This is a genomic window from Cedecea sp. P7760 (assembly GCF_013386425.1).
Classification (GTDB): domain Bacteria; phylum Pseudomonadota; class Gammaproteobacteria; order Enterobacterales; family Enterobacteriaceae; genus Cedecea; species Cedecea selenatireducens.
Window position 1 is genome coordinate 20,311 of record NZ_JACARU010000015.1, and the last position, 15,274, is coordinate 35,584.

Genomic DNA, 15,274 nt, shown 5'->3' on the forward strand with positions numbered 1-15,274 from the left:
ACATGACTACGTTGTATCTGGCATCCGGTTCGCCTCGCCGTCAGGAGCTTCTGACCCTGATGGGCGTCTCTTTCGAACGCCTGGTCCCAGGCATTGAAGAACAGCGGCAGCCGCACGAAAGCGCGGAACAGTATGTCCGTCGCCTGGCGCGTGAAAAAGCGCAGGCTGGCGTGGCGCTTGCCGTCAAGGATTTGCCGGTACTGGGTGCAGATACGATAGTTATCTTTAACGGCGAAGTGCTCGAAAAACCGCGGGATACTGAGCATGCCGCTCAGATGTTGCGCCTGCTTTCAGGAAACCAGCATCAGGTGATGACGGCGGTGGCTATCGCCGACGCGAATCAGGTGCTGGAAGCGTTAGTGATAACCGAAGTGACGTTTCGCAGCTTATCCGAACAGGATATTGCCGGCTATATTGCCAGCGGTGAGCCTATGGACAAAGCCGGTGCCTATGGCATTCAAGGGCTTGGTGGCTGTTTCGTTAAAAGGATTAATGGCAGTTATCATGCAGTGGTGGGATTACCGCTGGTGGAAACTGGTGAATTGCTGAGCAATTTTCACGCGCTGCGTGACGGACGAGGAAAAGATGACGGCTGAATTATTAGTCAACGTTACCCCATCAGAGACGCGGGTAGCCTATATTGACGGTGGCATACTGCAAGAGATTCATATCGAGCGCGAAGCGCGCCGCGGAATAGTAGGGAATATCTACAAAGGTCGCGTTAGCCGGGTGCTGCCTGGAATGCAGGCGGCATTTGTAGATATTGGCCTGGACAAGGCGGCTTTCCTTCATGCTTCTGACATTATGCCGCACACCGAGTGCGTAGCCGGTGAGGAGCAAAAGAACTTTAGCGTGCGCGACATCGCCGAACTGGTTCGCCAGGGGCAAGATTTAATGGTGCAGGTGGTGAAAGATCCGCTGGGTACCAAAGGCGCCCGCCTGACCACCGACATTACGCTTCCTTCCCGTTATCTTGTCTTTATGCCGGGTGCATCGCACGTTGGCGTTTCCCAGCGCATTGAAAGCGAAGCCGAACGTGACCGCCTGAAGCGCATCGTGAATGAATATTGCGATGAGCATGGGGGCTTTATTATTCGTACGGCCGCAGAAGGCGTCTGCGAAGAAGATTTAGCCTCTGATGCGGCTTACCTGAAGCGAGTCTGGACCAAGGTCAGCGAGCGCAAAAAGCGTAATCAAACCCGCTATCAAATGTACGGCGAGCTGGCCCTGGCGCAGCGAGTACTGCGTGACTTTGCCGATGCGGCGTTGGACCGTATCCGCGTTGATTCCCGCCTGACATATGAAATGCTGCTGGAATTTACCGCCGAGTACATGCCGGAGATGACCGGTAAAATCGAGCATTACAGCGGCCGGCAGCCCATTTTCGACCTCTATGACGTTGAGAACGAAATCCAGCGTGCCCTTGAGCGCAAGGTGGAGCTGAAGTCCGGCGGCTATCTGGTCATCGATCAGACCGAAGCGATGACCACGGTAGACATCAATACCGGCGCGTTCGTTGGCCACCGCAATCTCGACGACACGATTTTCAATACCAATATCGAAGCCACTCAGGCCATCGCGCGCCAGCTTCGGTTACGTAACCTGGGCGGCATTATCATCATCGATTTTATCGACATGAGTAATGAAGATCACCGCCGTCGCGTGCTGCATTCTCTCGAGCAGGCGTTGAGTAAAGATCGCGTGAAAACCAGCATTAACGGCTTCTCCCAGCTTGGCCTGGTCGAGATGACCCGTAAGCGCACGCGCGAAAGCGTAGAGCATGTGCTCTGCAACGAATGTCCGACCTGCCACGGCCGCGGCACGGTAAAGACGGTCGAAACGGTCTGCTATGAAATTATGCGTGAAATCGTTCGCGTGCATCATGCCTACGATTCTGACCGTTTCCTGGTCTATGCTTCTCCTGCGGTAGGTGAAGCGTTGAAAAGCGAAGAGTCTCACGCGCTGGCCGAAGTAGAAATCTTTGTAGGTAAACAGGTCAAAGTCCAGATTGAGCCGCTCTACAATCAGGAGCAGTTCGACGTCGTTATGATGTAAATGTGCGGATGCGCATTTTGCCCGTAAGGCTGACAAGGAGAGAAAGGTGAGGCGACTGCCCGGCATTCTGCTGCTCACAGGCGTAACGCTGGTTGTTATCGTCGCGCTGCTGGTGAGTGGCCTGCGGCTCGTTTTGCCGCACCTGGATGCCTGGCGGCCTGCGCTGCTGGACAAGATTGAGGCGGCTACCGGCGTGCCGGTTGAGGTCAGCAATTTACGGGCAAGCTGGGAGAATTTCGGCCCTACGCTTGACGTGCGTGATGTTAAAGCCGGGCTCAAAGACGGCGGTACGTTGAGCATCAAACGCGTGACTCTGGCGCTGGATGTCTGGCAGAGCCTGCTTAACTTCCGCTGGCAGTTTCGCGATCTGACCTTCTACCAGCTGCAAATGCGCACCAATACGCCGCTCAGCCAGAACGGCGGTGATAGTACGCTGGAAGCGGATAAAATCAGCGATCTCTTCCTGCGTCAGTTCGATCACTTCGATCTCCGCGACAGCTCCCTTAGCTTTTTGACGCTCTCCGGCCAGCGTGCCGAACTCTCGATTCCTCAGCTAACCTGGCTCAACGGTAAAAACCGGCATCGGGCGGAAGGTCAGGTGAGCTTATCCAGCTTCAACGGCCAGCACGGCGTAGCCAACGTCCGCATGGATCTGCGGGATGAAAACGGCATTCTGAACAACGGCAAGGTCTGGCTGCAGGCTGACGACGTGGACGTGAAGCCCTGGCTGGGCCGCTGGATGGAAGACAATGTTGACCTGAAAAGCGCCCGTTTTAGCCTCGAAGCCTGGATGGACGTGAAGGAAGGCGATATCAGCGGCGGCAGCGTCTGGCTGAAAAAAGGCGGGGCAAGCTGGCCGGGAACCGACAGCGTGACGCATACGCTTTCGGTCGATAATCTTACCGCGCAGGTCAGCCGCGAGAAATCCAGCTGGCAGCTTTCTATTCCTTCCACCAACATTACTCTGGATGACCAGACCTGGCCAAAAGGCTCGCTCTCCGTGGCCTGGATAGCGCCGCAGGACGTGGGGGGTAAACAAAGCCAGCGCAGCGACGAACTCCGGGTGCGTGCCAGCAATATGGAACTGGCTCGCTTCAACGGCCTGTTGCCGATCGCCGCTAAAATCTCGCCTCAGTTTGGTGACATCTGGACTTCGCTTCAGCCCCAGGGCCACATCGACGTGCTGGCGCTGGATATTCCGCTCCAGCAAACCGAGCAGACCCGCATGCAGGCGCGATGGAATGACGTGAGCTGGAAGCAATGGAAGCTGTTGCCTGGGGCGGAACATTTCTCTGGCTCGGTGACCGGCAGCGTCGCAAACGGGCAGCTTAACGGCGTAATGACCGACGCTAAAATGCCGTACGAAACCGTCTTCCGTGCGCCGCTTGAAATTGAAAAAGGGGCAGCCACACTCGCCTGGCAGAAAAACGCCGAGGGCTTTCAGTTAGACGGCAAGAACATTGACGTTAGGGCTCGCTCCGTTTGGGCTCGCGGCGATTTCCGCTACTTCCAGCCAGCCAGCGGCGATCCGTGGCTGGGAATTTTAGCCGGGATCAGCACCGATAACGGCGCGGACGCCTGGCGTTATTTCCCGGAAAACCTGATGGGTAAAGAGCTGACGGATTACCTCAGCTCGGCGATTCAGGGCGGCCAGGCGGACAACGCCACGCTGGTCTACGGCGGCAACCCACATCTGTTCCCCTACGAGCATAACGAAGGCCAGTTTGAGGTTTACGTTCCGCTCCGCAACGCCAAATTTGCCTTCCAGCCGGACTGGCCGGCGCTGGAAAATCTCGATATCACGCTCGACTTCATCAATAACGGGCTGTGGATGAACAGCAACGAGGTCAAGCTGGGTGGCGTAACGGCCACTAACCTGACGGCGAACATTCCTGATTACGCCAAAGAAAAGCTGCTGATTGATGCCGACATCAACGGGCCTGGCAGCGCGGTAGGCCCTTATTTCAAAGAGACGCCGTTGGAGGATTCACTTGCCGCCGCGCTCGATGAACTCCAGATTGGCGGCGATGTGAATGCTCGCTTACATCTCGATATCCCGCTGACCGGCGAAATGACGACGGCGAAAGGCGACGTTCGACTGAACAACAACACGCTGCTTATCAAACCGCTGGACAGTACGCTGCATAATCTGAGCGGTAAATTCAGCTTTACCAACGGTGACCTGCAGAGTGAGGCGATGAGCGCCAGCTGGTTTAATCAGCCGGTAAGCCTGAACTTCAACACCAAAACCGGTGATAAAGACTACCAGATTGGCGTTAACCTGAGCGGCGACTGGCAGCCCAATAAAACCGGCGTTCTGCCGAAGCAGGTCAACGATGCGGTTAGCGGTAACGTGATGTGGAAAGGCGATGTGGGAATTACGCTGCCTTATCACGGCAGCGCCAGCTACAAGGTCAATCTGGCGGGTGATCTGAAGAATGTGAGCAGTCACTTACCTGCTCCTGTCGATAAAAAAGCCGGGACAGCTCTGCCGCTGAATATTGCCGTTAAGGGTGACCTGAAGAGCTTTAATCTCACCGGTAATGCGGGCGCGCTAAATCACTTCTCCAGCCGCTGGCTGCTAAATAAAAAGCTAACCCTGGACCGGGCCATTTGGGCTACCGACAGTAAAACCGTGCCTCCGCTTCCGGAGCAGCCGGGCGTTGAGCTGGATCTGCCCGCGATGGATGGCGCCCAGTGGCTGGCGCTCTTCAGCGAAGGGGCTGCAGACAGCGTAGGCGGTTCGGCGGCATTCCCGTCGGCCGTAACTCTGCGCACGCCAGCCTTAACGCTGGGGGGCCAGCAGTGGCATAACCTGAGCCTGGTTTCTCGTCCGGTTCTGAACGGCACTCAGGTGGAGGCTCAGGGGCGTGAAATTAATGCCTCACTGAGCATGAAAAACAACGCGCCGTGGCTCGCCACCATCAAATACCTTTACTTCAACCCGAACTGGAGCGTAATCCCTGGTGGTGCTAACGGCACGGCCCCGCTTCAGGTACCGGAAAACGGCGATGCAATTAGCTTCCGGGGCTGGCCAGACATGCAGCTGCGCTGCGCTGAGTGCTGGCTGTGGGGGCAAAAATATGGCCGCATAGAAGGGGATGTGAAGATCAACTGCGATACGCTGCAGCTGGCTAACGGGCTGGTGGATACCGGGTTTGCCCGCCTGACCGCCGACGGCGAGTGGGTGAATAAGCCGGGCACCGAGCGCACCTCGCTTAAGGGCAAGCTGAAGGGTGACAAGCTGGACGCTGCGGCCAACTTCTTTGGCGTGAAAACACCGCTGCAGGGCTCTTCTTTCGACGTTGATTACGACCTGCACTGGCGAGCGGTGCCGTGGAAACCTGATGAGGCTTCGCTTAACGGCATTCTGCATACCAGGCTGGGTAAAGGCGAGATCACCGACGTCAGCACCGGCCATGCGGGCCAGCTCCTGCGTCTGGTCAGTTTTGACGCCCTGCTCCGCAAGCTGCGCTTCGACTTTAGCGACACCTTTGGCAGCGGCTTCTATTACGACTCTATTCGCAGCACGGCCTGGATAAAAGACGGCGTATTGCATACTGACGATACGCTGGTGGATGGGTTAGAGGCGGATATCGCCATGAAAGGCTCGGTGGATTTAGTCCGCCGCGAGCTGAATATGGAGGCGGTAGTTGCGCCTGAAATCTCCGCCACCGTCGGGGTTGCCGCCGCCTTTGCCGTTAACCCTATAGTCGGTGCCGCCGTGTTTGCGGCCAGTAAAGTGCTTGGCCCGCTGTGGAGCAAAATTTCCGTCCTGCGCTACAGCATCACCGGCCCGGTCGACAAACCGCAAATTAATGAAGTGCTGCGCCAGCCACGTACCAGTGAAGCTCACTGATTTGACGTTAGCGGTTAATTGCCGCAAGCTCCATTAATAAACCATTCCTCGCCCAATGGGCGATAAGCAATAAGAGTAGCGAAACGATGAGTCTTAACCTGGTAAGTGAGCAGTTGCTGTCTGCGAATGGCTTAACCCATCAAGATCTGTTTTCCATCCTCGGCCAGCTGTCCGAGCGCCGCCTCGACTACGGCGATCTCTATTTCCAGTCCAGCTATCATGAATCCTGGGTGCTGGAAGACCGCATCATTAAAGACGGTTCATGGAATATCGATCAGGGCGTTGGCGTTCGTGCGGTTAGCGGCGAGAAAACCGGGTTTGCCTACGCGGATCAAATTACTTTGCTGGCGCTGGAGCAGAGCGCTCATGCGGCTCGCAGCATCGTACGCGAGCAGGGCGATGGGCGTGCCCGCACGCTGGGTAACGTGCCGCACAGCGCGCTTTATACCAGCGCCGATCCGCTGCTCAGCATGACGCGTGAAGAGAAGCTCGACATCCTGAGACGCGTGGACAGCGTCGCGCGCGCGGCAGACGCTCGCGTGCAGGAAGTGAGCGCCAGCCTGACGGGCGTTTATGAGCTGATTCTGGTGGCGGCTACGGACGGAACGCTGGCGGCGGATGTTCGCCCGCTCGTGCGCCTGTCTGTTAGCGTTCAGGTTGAAGAAGACGGCAAGCGCGAGCGCGGCGCAAGCGGCGGCGGCGGTCGTTTTGGCTATGAATATTTCCTGGAAAGCGTGAACGGTGAAGTTCGCGCTGATGCCTGGGCTAAAGAAGCTGTACGCATGGCAATGGTTAACCTGTCGGCCGTGGCGGCTCCTGCCGGCATGCTGCCGGTGGTGCTGGGCGCAGGCTGGCCTGGCGTCCTGCTGCACGAAGCGGTCGGTCACGGCCTGGAAGGCGACTTTAACCGCCGTGGCACCTCGGTCTTCAGCGGCCAGATGGGCCAACTGGTGGCTTCAGAACTGTGTACCGTGGTGGATGACGGCACGATGGCTAATCGCCGTGGTTCCGTTTCCATTGATGACGAAGGCGTGCCGGGGCAGTACAACGTGCTGATCGAAAACGGCATTCTTAAAGGTTATATGCAGGACAAGCTGAACGCTCGGCTGATGGGCGTTGCGCCGACAGGCAACGGTCGCCGCGAGTCTTATGCACACCTGCCTATGCCGCGTATGACCAATACCTACATGCTGGCGGGTAAATCTACCCCGCAGGAGATTATCGAGTCCGTGGACTACGGTATTTTTGCGCCAAACTTCGGCGGCGGCCAGGTCGATATCACCTCCGGCAAGTTTGTGTTCTCCACCTCCGAAGCCTACCTGATTGAAAAAGGGAAGGTCACGAAGGCGGTGAAAGGCGCCACGCTGATTGGCTCCGGCATTGAAACCATGCAGCAGATCTCGATGGTCGGTAACGATCTGGCGCTGGATAACGGCGTTGGCGTCTGCGGTAAAGAAGGGCAAAGCCTGCCGGTTGGCGTCGGCCAGCCAACCCTGAAGGTCGATAACCTGACCGTGGGCGGTACCGCTTAAGTTCATCTGACAGCCGGGCTAGCCCCGGCTGTTTTCATTTCTCGCCCGCACGCCCTGAAAAAGCTGCGTCACCCGCACGAAATAATCCGTCAGATAGTTAATGCAGACCTCCACCTTCAGCGGCAGTTTGTCCTTCTCGGTATACAGTGCGTAAACCGGGCGTGGATCGGACTGATAGCGAGGGAACAGGATCTCCAACTCTCCGCTGTTGATCTCGTCGATCACCCACATCAGCGGCGCAAACCCGACTCCGGCACCGGCCTTAAGCCAGCGGCTTAACGTCATCGGATCGTTGGTGACAAAGCGACCATGCGGGATCACTTTGGTGGAAATTCCTTCCGGCGCGATAAGCTCAAACTCATTGTGCGGACGTACGCTGTATTCGAGCCAGGAATGGTTCGCCAGATCGGCGGGCTTTTCCGGCGTACCGTGAAGCTGCAGATAGTTTTTCGAGGCGCAGACCACCATCGGCATCGAACCCAGTTTGCGTGAAAACAGGCTGGAATCCTGCAGAGCACCTACGCGAATCACCAGGTCCAGGCCGTCGGCAATCAGGTCGGGAAAGGGAATACCCGTCACCAGATTTACGGTCAGGCCCGGGTACTCTCTCAGCATTTCGGTCGTCATGTCGGCGAGGACATTCTGTGCCATAGTTGAAGAGCTACCGATGCGCAGCGTGCCAATTGGCGTGTTGTTAAAGGCGTAGAGCTGCTCGTGGACTTCCTGCGCCTCGTGCAGCATTTTGCGGCAGCCCTGATAATAGATTTTGCCCGCTTCGGTCAGGCCGATGCTTCGGGTGCTGCGGTTGAGCAGTTTCACCTGCAGCTCATCTTCCAGTTTGGACACGATCTGGCTGATGGAAGAGACGCTCATTTGTAGCTGCCTTGCGGCGGCGGTGTAGGAGCCAAGTTCAACCACTTTGGCAAACACCGACATGCGTTTAAGTCGTTCCATTGTTCACTCTGAGTGAAAAGTGATTTAGATCACATATTATAGATAACAGGGTAACAGTTACGTTAATATATTATTATTAACATAACTCATACCGCACGCTCGCCCGCCTTTTCTGGCCTTTCCGTCGCGGTTTGTCGTCGAGTTATGTATCGCCTGCATTATCTTATCAAGGTCAAAATGAGTCTATTTCCGGTAATCGTAATATTCGGTCTTTCGTTTCCGCCGATATTCTTCGAGTTAATTCTGTCGCTCGCCGCGTTCTGGCTGGCGCGTCGGCTGCTGACCCCAACCGGCATCTATGATTTTGTCTGGCACCCTGCATTATTCAATACAGCGCTCTATTGCTGCCTTTTTTATCTGATTTCGCGTTTGTTCGTTTGAGGTTGATGTGAAAATACTAACAAGAAACATAACCCGTACCGCTATCACGCTTCTGCTGGTGCTGCTGGCCTTCATCGCTATTTTCCGGGCGTGGGTGTTTTATACCGAATCCCCGTGGACGCGTGACGCGCGTTTCACCGCTGACGTCGTCGCAATCGCGCCGGACGTGTCCGGACTTATCACTACCGTTGACGTTCATGACAACCAATTGGTGAAAAAAGACCAGGTGCTGTTTACCATCGACCAGCCTCGCTATCAAAAAGCGCTCGAACAGGCCGAAGCCGATGTGGCCTATTATCAGGCGCTGGCATCAGAGAAACGCCGTGAAGCCGGCAGGCGTAATACGCTTGGTATTCAGGCGATGTCGCGCGAAGAGATTGACCAGTCGAACAACCTGCTGCAAACCGTGTTGCACCAGCTGGATAAAGCGCAGGCGACGCGTGACCTGGCCAAACTCGATCTGCAGCGCACGGTTATTCGTGCCCCGGCTGACGGCTGGGTGACTAACCTTAACGTGCATACCGGCGAGTTTATTAATCGTGGCGCGACGTCCGTGGCGCTGGTGAAACAGAATTCATTCTACATCCTTGCCTACATGGAAGAGACCAAGCTTGAGGGGATTCGCCCGGGCTATCGCGTGCAGATTACTCCGCTTGGCAGCAACCGCGTGCTGCGCGGCAGCGTTGACAGCATTTCTGCCGGGGTGACTAACGCCAGCAGTACCAGCGATGCAAAAGGCATGGCGACGGTTGATTCTAACCTCGAGTGGGTTCGTCTTGCTCAGCGCGTGCCGGTCAGGATTCGCCTCGATGAACAGATGGGGAATTTGTATCCTGCCGGGACTACCGCGACCGTTGTAGTCACCGGTGAAAAAGACCGTAAAGCGGAAAATGACTCGGCGTTTATCAAGCTGATGCATCGCCTGCGCGAGTTCGGTTAAGCAGGCCGCTATGTATAACATTTCCAGGCTTCACCTCCGCTTTGCGATAAAGCTCGCCTTTGCCATCGTGCTGGCGGTGTTTGTCGGCTTCCATTTTGAGCTGGAAACACCGCGTTGGGCGGTGCTGACCGCCGCCATTGTTGCAGCCGGGCCCGCCTTTGCCGCCGGCGGGGAGCCCTATTCCGGGGCGATACGCTACCGCGGGATGCTGCGTATTATCGGGACGTTTATCGGCTGTGCTGCCGCGCTGGTTATCATCATTACCCTGATCCGTGCGCCGGTCGTTATGCTGCTGGTGTGCTGTATCTGGGCCGGATTCTGCACCTGGATCTCTTCGCTTGTTCGCGTCGAAAACTCTTACGCCTGGGGGCTCGCTGGCTACACCGCGCTGATTATCGTGGTCACTATCCAGGTTGCTCCGCTGACTACGCCGCAGTTTGCCGTTGAGCGCTGCAGCGAAATCGTCATCGGGATTGTCTGTGCCATCGTCGCTGACCTGCTGTTCTCGCCGCGCTCGATCAAGCAGGAGATAGATCGGGAGCTGGACAACCTGCTGGTGGATCAGTATCGCCTGATGCAGCTTTGTATTGCCCACGGAGAGAAAGAAGAGGTCGATAAAGCCTGGAGCGGGCTGGTGCGTAAGGTGACCGCGCTCAACGGAATGCGCGCCAACCTGAATATGGAGTCTGCCCGCTGGTCGAAGGCCAATCGCCGCCTGAAAGCGATTAATACGCTTTCGCTGACGATGATCACTCAGGCCTGTGAAACGTTCCTCATTCAGAACACCCGACCGGAATACGTCACGCCGGAATTTCGACAGCTTTTCGCCGCCGAAGTGGAAACCGCCGACGACGTTTATAAGCGCATGAAGGTGTTGCGCAGGGCGATTTCCGTGATGGGCGAAAAGGCCACGCCGGTTACCATTGGCTCCTGGGTTTCGGCCTCTACCCGTTTTCTGCTGCTGAAGCGAGGCTTTATCAGTAATACCCGGGTCAGCGCGATTGAAGAGGAAGTGCTGAACGGCGAGGCTGTGGTGAAGGTAGAATCCGCCGAAGGCCACCACGCGATGATTAACTTCTGGCGTACGACGATTTCGTGCGTGCTCGGAAGTCTGTTCTGGCTGTGGACCGGCTGGACGTCCGGCAGCGGTGCCATGGTGATGATTGCGGTGGTTACCGCGCTGGCGATGCGCCTGCCTAACCCGCGGATGGTTTCGCTCGACTTCCTTTACGGCATGCTGGTGGCGCTGCCGCTGGGGGCGTTTTACTTCCTGGTTATTCTGCCGTCGACTCAGCAAAGTATGCTGTTGCTGTGCGTCAGCCTTGCCCTGCTCGGCTTCTTCATGGGGATTGAGGTGCAAAAACGGCGATTGGGTTCAATGGGGGCGTTGGCCGGGACAATCAACATCATCGTGCTGGATAACCCGATGACTTTCCATTTCAGTACATTCCTGGACAGCGCGCTGGGGCAGATCGTCGGCTGCTTCCTGGCGATGATGGTGATCCTGCTGATCCGCGATAATTCCAAAGAGCGAACCGGCCGTACGCTGCTGAATCAGTTTGTCTCTGCTGCCGTTTCGGCGCTGACGACCAATAACGCTCGCCGCAAAGAGAACCATCTGCCCGCGCTGTATCAGCAGCTGTTTTTACTGCTGAATATGTTCCCCGGCGACATCGATCGTTATCGCCTGGCGCTGACCCTGATAATCGCTCATCAGCGCCTGCGGGATGCGCCTATCCCGGTGAATGACGATCTTTCTGCCTTCCACCGACAGCTGCGTAAAACGGCTGATAAAGTTATTTCTGCTAACAGCGATGATAAGCGAGAGCTCTATTACCAAAGGCTTTTAGGCGAGCTTGAAATCTATCAAGAGAAGCTTCGTCTGTGGGAAGCTCCGCTGCAGGTCACCGAGCCGGTGAAGCGGCTGGCGGACATTTTGCACCGCTATCGGCACACGCTAATTAACGCCTGAGCCCAACCCTTGCACTGAGAGCCGACGCCTGCGTCGGCTTTTTTCTATCTATACTTAACTGCGGTTACTGGGATGAACACTTAACAACAGGAGAAATTATGATGAATGAACCCCTCCAGCAAAGTGAGCTCTTCAAAACCGGATATCTGGTAGACGGCAAGTGGCACACGCTCGGTGAAACCTTTGATGTGCTGAATCCTGCGACGGGAGAAGTGGTGGCTAAAGTGGCGAAGGCAGGCAAACACGAAGCCGAAGCCGCGATTGCTGCCGCCAGTAAAGCGTTTCCCGCCTGGCGGGAGAAAACCGCCAAACAGCGCTCTGAAATCCTCTATCGCTGGTTTGAACTCATTCTGAAAAACAAAAGCTGGCTCGCCCGGCTGATGACTCTTGAGCAGGGAAAGCCGCTCAAAGAGGCCGAAGGTGAAGTCGACTATGCGGCAAGCTTCATTCAGTGGTTTGCTGAACAGGCCAAACGTGCGAACGGTGAAGTTATTCCTCCGGCCAGGTCTGGCTCTCGCATCCTGGCCACGCGCGAACCTGTCGGCGTTGTGGCGGCGATCACGCCGTGGAATTTCCCCATGGCTATGCTGACCCGCAAGCTCGGACCCGCTCTGGCCGCGGGCTGTACCGGAGTGATAAAACCTGCCAATAACACGCCTCTTTCCGCCTTTGCGCTGCTGGAGCTGGCAACGCTGGCAGGCGTGCCGAAAGGTGTACTTAACGCGGTGGCAGGGAACACGCAGGAAATCAGCGATGCCATTATGGCCAGCCAGCAGGTGCGCAAAATCTCCTTCACAGGTTCAACGGCGGTGGGCAAAACGCTGATGCGTAACGCTGCGGAAACAATGAAGAAAGTGTCGATGGAGCTGGGGGGCAATGCGCCTTATATCGTGTTTGATGATGCCGATATCGACGCGGCGGTGAAGGGAGCCATTGCCAACAAGTTCCGCAATGCGGGCCAGGTCTGCGTCAGCGTTAACCGCTTCTTTATCCAGCAGGGCGTGTACGACAGCTTTGTGAATAAGCTTGCGGAAGAGGTCAAAAAACTGAAGGTGGGCAATGGCCTGGAAGACGGCGTTGTCGTGGGGCCGCTGATTGAGTCGTCCGCGGTAGATAAGGTGCGTGAACACGTGGAGGACGCGCTGGCAAAAGGTGGTAAGACGCTTGTCGGTGGCAAACCTCACCAGCTCGGCGGCAACTTCTGGCAGCCTACGGTCATCATCGACGCTAATGACGAGATGAAGCTGGCTAAGGAAGAGACGTTTGGCCCGCTGGCGGCCTGCTTTAGCTTTAAAACGGAAGAGGAAGTTATCGAGCGGGCGAACAATACGCCCTTTGGGCTTGCGGCTTATTTCTACACCCAGAACTTACAGCGCGTATTCCGCGTCTCACAGGCGCTGGAAAGCGGCATGGTTGGAATAAATGAATGCGCCGTCTCAACGGAGCTTGGGCCATTCGGCGGGGTGAAAGAGTCCGGGTTAGGGCGTGAAGGTTCCGTGCTGGGGCTGGAAGAGTTCCTGGAAGTGAAAACGTTACACATTGGCGGGCTTTAGCCCCACCGCTTGCTTTAAAGGGTCAGGACGGCAGCGATGAAAAAATTTACTTTTGATTTTAGCCACATCGACGACAACCCTGCTTTCTATCGCCAGTTTGCGGAGCAGCTCGCTTTGCGTAAGGAGCAGGTCCATGACCTGGATAGCCTGTGGGAAGTGGTCACGGCGTCAATGCTGCCGCTTCCCGTCGAGATCGAGTTTGCGCATTTACCGGAGAGCAAACGGCGCAGATTCGGCGCACTCATCCTGCTGTTTGACGAGGCTGAAGAGGAGCTGGAGGGCCAGCTTCGCTTTAATATCCACGGCTAATGCGTAAGGCGCAGGCATAAAAAAGCCCCCAGCGATCGGGGGCAAGGTCGTAGGACAAGTACGACGAGGGTTTATTTGTACAGCTCTGCTGTTGCGTGCCAGGTATCGCCGGAACGAGCTTCGGTAATACGGTAAGCAGAGGCACCTTGTTCAGTGGCTTTCTGGGACAATTCTTGACGCATATCCATTGGCGCGCTGCCAACCTGGCTGACTGAAATAGAGCCCATGGACTGCATACCCTGAGCTTGTTCATTGTTGACCTGGTGAGCTGCGGCGTTAGCGCCTAAAGAGATAACGGACAACAGGCTCAGTGCGGCGATAGTTAATTTGGTTTTCATAGTCTTTACTCCTGAAGGTTTAACGTGGCGGCCGGAAGGGCTTACTGGCATTTATTCTACTTAGGGCCGCCGAGGCATAACGTTTCTAACGACATCTATTCAACTGGCTTATGGCTAAGAACGATTATTTGTACAGTTCAGCCGTTGCATGCCAGTGTCCGCCGGTGCGAGCTTCGATAACGCGGTAAGCAGTAGCGCCGTTTTGTTCAGCTTTCTGGTTCAGCATTTCGTGCATATCCATTGGAGAACTGCCGATGTCATCGACCGAAACGGTCCCCAGTGACTGGCGGTCTTGCGCCTGCTGAGCGTTGATAGAGTCAGCGGCGAAAACGCCGAATGACAGGGCGGAGAGCAGGCTGGCGGTAACTAAAGTTGCTTTCATGTTCATGATTTCTTTCCTCGTCGTATTCTTTTGGTTGGGCCATCGTTCTGTGACCCTCATCACGAAACTAAGTATACACTAGTTACGGAAAAAATTAATACCCTGCTAATTGTTGCCTATGCAACTTTAAATTAATGGGACGATTTTTTATTACTATGAGTTATAAAAAAGACGTTTTTATCACGCCGTTTTTGTTAAATATAAGTAAAATCATATATATGGGTGAATTTAACTATTTGTGCGGTAGCACACAGAACAATGCCCTATAGAATGTTATTGAAGCCATTCCATACGCTGGATTGAGGTTTGTTAGCGGAAGATTACCGAATTTGGGGGAGCGCACCCGCCATAAGGTATGACGGGTGAGAGAAGATGAGGAATTAAAGCTCTTGTTCGAACAGTACCAGAATGGCTTCGTAAAGCTCTTTAACGGTGAAGTCGCTGGCAGGAGTGGTGAAGATAGTGTCGTCCCCGGCGATGGTGCCAAGAATACCTTCTGCTTTACCCAGAGAGTCCAACAGGCGAGCGATGAGCTGAGCCGCGCCTGGACTTGTGTGAATGACCACGACCGCATCATTGTAGTCGATGTCCAGTACCAGGTTTTTTAGCGGGCTGGAGGTGGTTGGCACGCCCAGCTCGGCCGGAAGGCAGTAGACCATTTCCATTTTTGCATTACGAGTTCTTACCGCGCCGAATTTGGTCAGCATGCGGGAAACCTTGGACTGGTTGATGTTTTCAAAGCCTTCGTTTTGTAACGCCTGGACTATCTCACCCTGTGAGCTGAATTTCTCTTCTTTAAGTAATGCTTTGAAAGCCTTTACTAATTCTTCTTGTTTTGAGGAGTTACGCATAAATAACCTATCCTGGGTAAAAGAGATAACATTATTATGCATTTAAATGAATTATTATGCAAATTGTTCATCTTCCTTCAAGGCCCGGATTTACGGTTGCCTGAAAAAGGTGGGAGAAGCATCTGGCGGAAAACAGCCTGAAATAATG

General features: G+C 55.3%; 13 protein-coding genes. 9 read left to right on the forward strand and 4 right to left on the reverse strand.

Annotated features, from left to right (window positions below; all coding sequences use genetic code 11):
- The first annotated feature begins 2 nt into the window (after window positions 1-2).
- The 4 genes from HX778_RS05615 (at window position 3) to tldD (ending at window position 7,446) form a co-directional block, all read left to right on the forward strand.
- The gene (locus HX778_RS05615; RefSeq protein ID WP_038478338.1) at window positions 3-596 is read left to right on the forward strand and encodes a nucleoside triphosphate pyrophosphatase; all 594 of its coding nucleotides are present in this window, start codon (window positions 3-5) and stop codon (window positions 594-596) included.
- Window positions 586-2,055, forward strand: a complete 1,470-nt coding sequence (gene rng / locus HX778_RS05620) for a ribonuclease G (RefSeq protein ID WP_038478340.1) — start codon at window positions 586-588, stop codon at window positions 2,053-2,055. Before HX778_RS05615 ends, rng begins: the two co-directional genes overlap by 11 nt.
- Window positions 2,056-2,101: 46 nt before the next feature.
- The gene (gene yhdP / locus HX778_RS05625) at window positions 2,102-5,914 is read left to right on the forward strand and encodes an AsmA2 domain-containing protein YhdP (RefSeq protein WP_176981494.1); all 3,813 of its coding nucleotides are present in this window, start codon (window positions 2,102-2,104) and stop codon (window positions 5,912-5,914) included.
- 86 nt (window positions 5,915-6,000) lie between these two features.
- Window positions 6,001-7,446: a metalloprotease TldD gene (gene tldD / locus HX778_RS05630; RefSeq protein WP_038478346.1), complete on the forward strand. Its 1,446-nt coding sequence runs from the start codon at window positions 6,001-6,003 to the stop codon at window positions 7,444-7,446.
- 18 nt (window positions 7,447-7,464) lie between these two features.
- Here the strand turns inward: tldD and aaeR are convergent, their stop codons facing one another.
- Window positions 7,465-8,400: an HTH-type transcriptional activator AaeR gene (aaeR, locus tag HX778_RS05635; RefSeq protein WP_038478349.1), complete on the reverse strand. Its 936-nt coding sequence runs from the start codon at window positions 8,398-8,400 to the stop codon at window positions 7,465-7,467.
- 177 nt (window positions 8,401-8,577) lie between these two features.
- On the opposite strand from aaeR, the gene aaeX reads away from it, so the two are divergent.
- The 5 genes from aaeX (at window position 8,578) to HX778_RS05660 (ending at window position 13,555) form a co-directional block, all read left to right on the forward strand.
- On the forward strand, window positions 8,578-8,781 hold the full coding sequence (gene aaeX / locus HX778_RS05640) for a p-hydroxybenzoic acid efflux pump operon protein AaeX (protein ID WP_008454892.1): 204 nt from the start codon (window positions 8,578-8,580) through the stop codon (window positions 8,779-8,781).
- A 7-nt stretch (window positions 8,782-8,788) separates the two neighbouring features.
- The gene (gene aaeA, locus HX778_RS05645) at window positions 8,789-9,721 is read left to right on the forward strand and encodes a p-hydroxybenzoic acid efflux pump subunit AaeA (protein WP_038478352.1); all 933 of its coding nucleotides are present in this window, start codon (window positions 8,789-8,791) and stop codon (window positions 9,719-9,721) included.
- 10 nt (window positions 9,722-9,731) lie between these two features.
- On the forward strand, window positions 9,732-11,693 hold the full coding sequence (gene aaeB / locus HX778_RS05650) for a p-hydroxybenzoic acid efflux pump subunit AaeB (RefSeq protein ID WP_176981495.1): 1,962 nt from the start codon (window positions 9,732-9,734) through the stop codon (window positions 11,691-11,693).
- 98 nt (window positions 11,694-11,791) lie between these two features.
- Window positions 11,792-13,246, forward strand: a complete 1,455-nt coding sequence (locus HX778_RS05655; RefSeq protein WP_176981496.1) for an NAD-dependent succinate-semialdehyde dehydrogenase — start codon at window positions 11,792-11,794, stop codon at window positions 13,244-13,246.
- A gap of 36 nt (window positions 13,247-13,282) precedes the next feature.
- Complete coding sequence (locus HX778_RS05660; RefSeq protein ID WP_038478361.1) at window positions 13,283-13,555, forward strand: barstar family protein; 273 nt, start codon at window positions 13,283-13,285, stop codon at window positions 13,553-13,555.
- A 71-nt stretch (window positions 13,556-13,626) separates the two neighbouring features.
- Here HX778_RS05660 and yhcN (HX778_RS05665) read toward each other — a convergent pair whose 3' ends face one another.
- The 3 genes from yhcN (HX778_RS05665) to argR form a co-directional block, all read right to left on the reverse strand.
- Window positions 13,627-13,893 (reverse strand): peroxide/acid stress response protein YhcN, encoded by a 267-nt coding sequence (gene yhcN, locus HX778_RS05665; RefSeq protein ID WP_038478364.1) that lies wholly within the window; start codon window positions 13,891-13,893, stop codon window positions 13,627-13,629.
- Window positions 13,894-14,017: 124 nt separating this feature from the next.
- The gene (yhcN, locus tag HX778_RS05670; RefSeq protein ID WP_176981497.1) at window positions 14,018-14,281 is read right to left on the reverse strand and encodes a peroxide/acid stress response protein YhcN; all 264 of its coding nucleotides are present in this window, start codon (window positions 14,279-14,281) and stop codon (window positions 14,018-14,020) included.
- Window positions 14,282-14,655: 374 nt separating this feature from the next.
- Window positions 14,656-15,126 (reverse strand): transcriptional regulator ArgR, encoded by a 471-nt coding sequence (gene argR / locus HX778_RS05675; RefSeq protein WP_038478370.1) that lies wholly within the window; start codon window positions 15,124-15,126, stop codon window positions 14,656-14,658.
- Window positions 15,127-15,274: the final 148 nt, after the last annotated feature.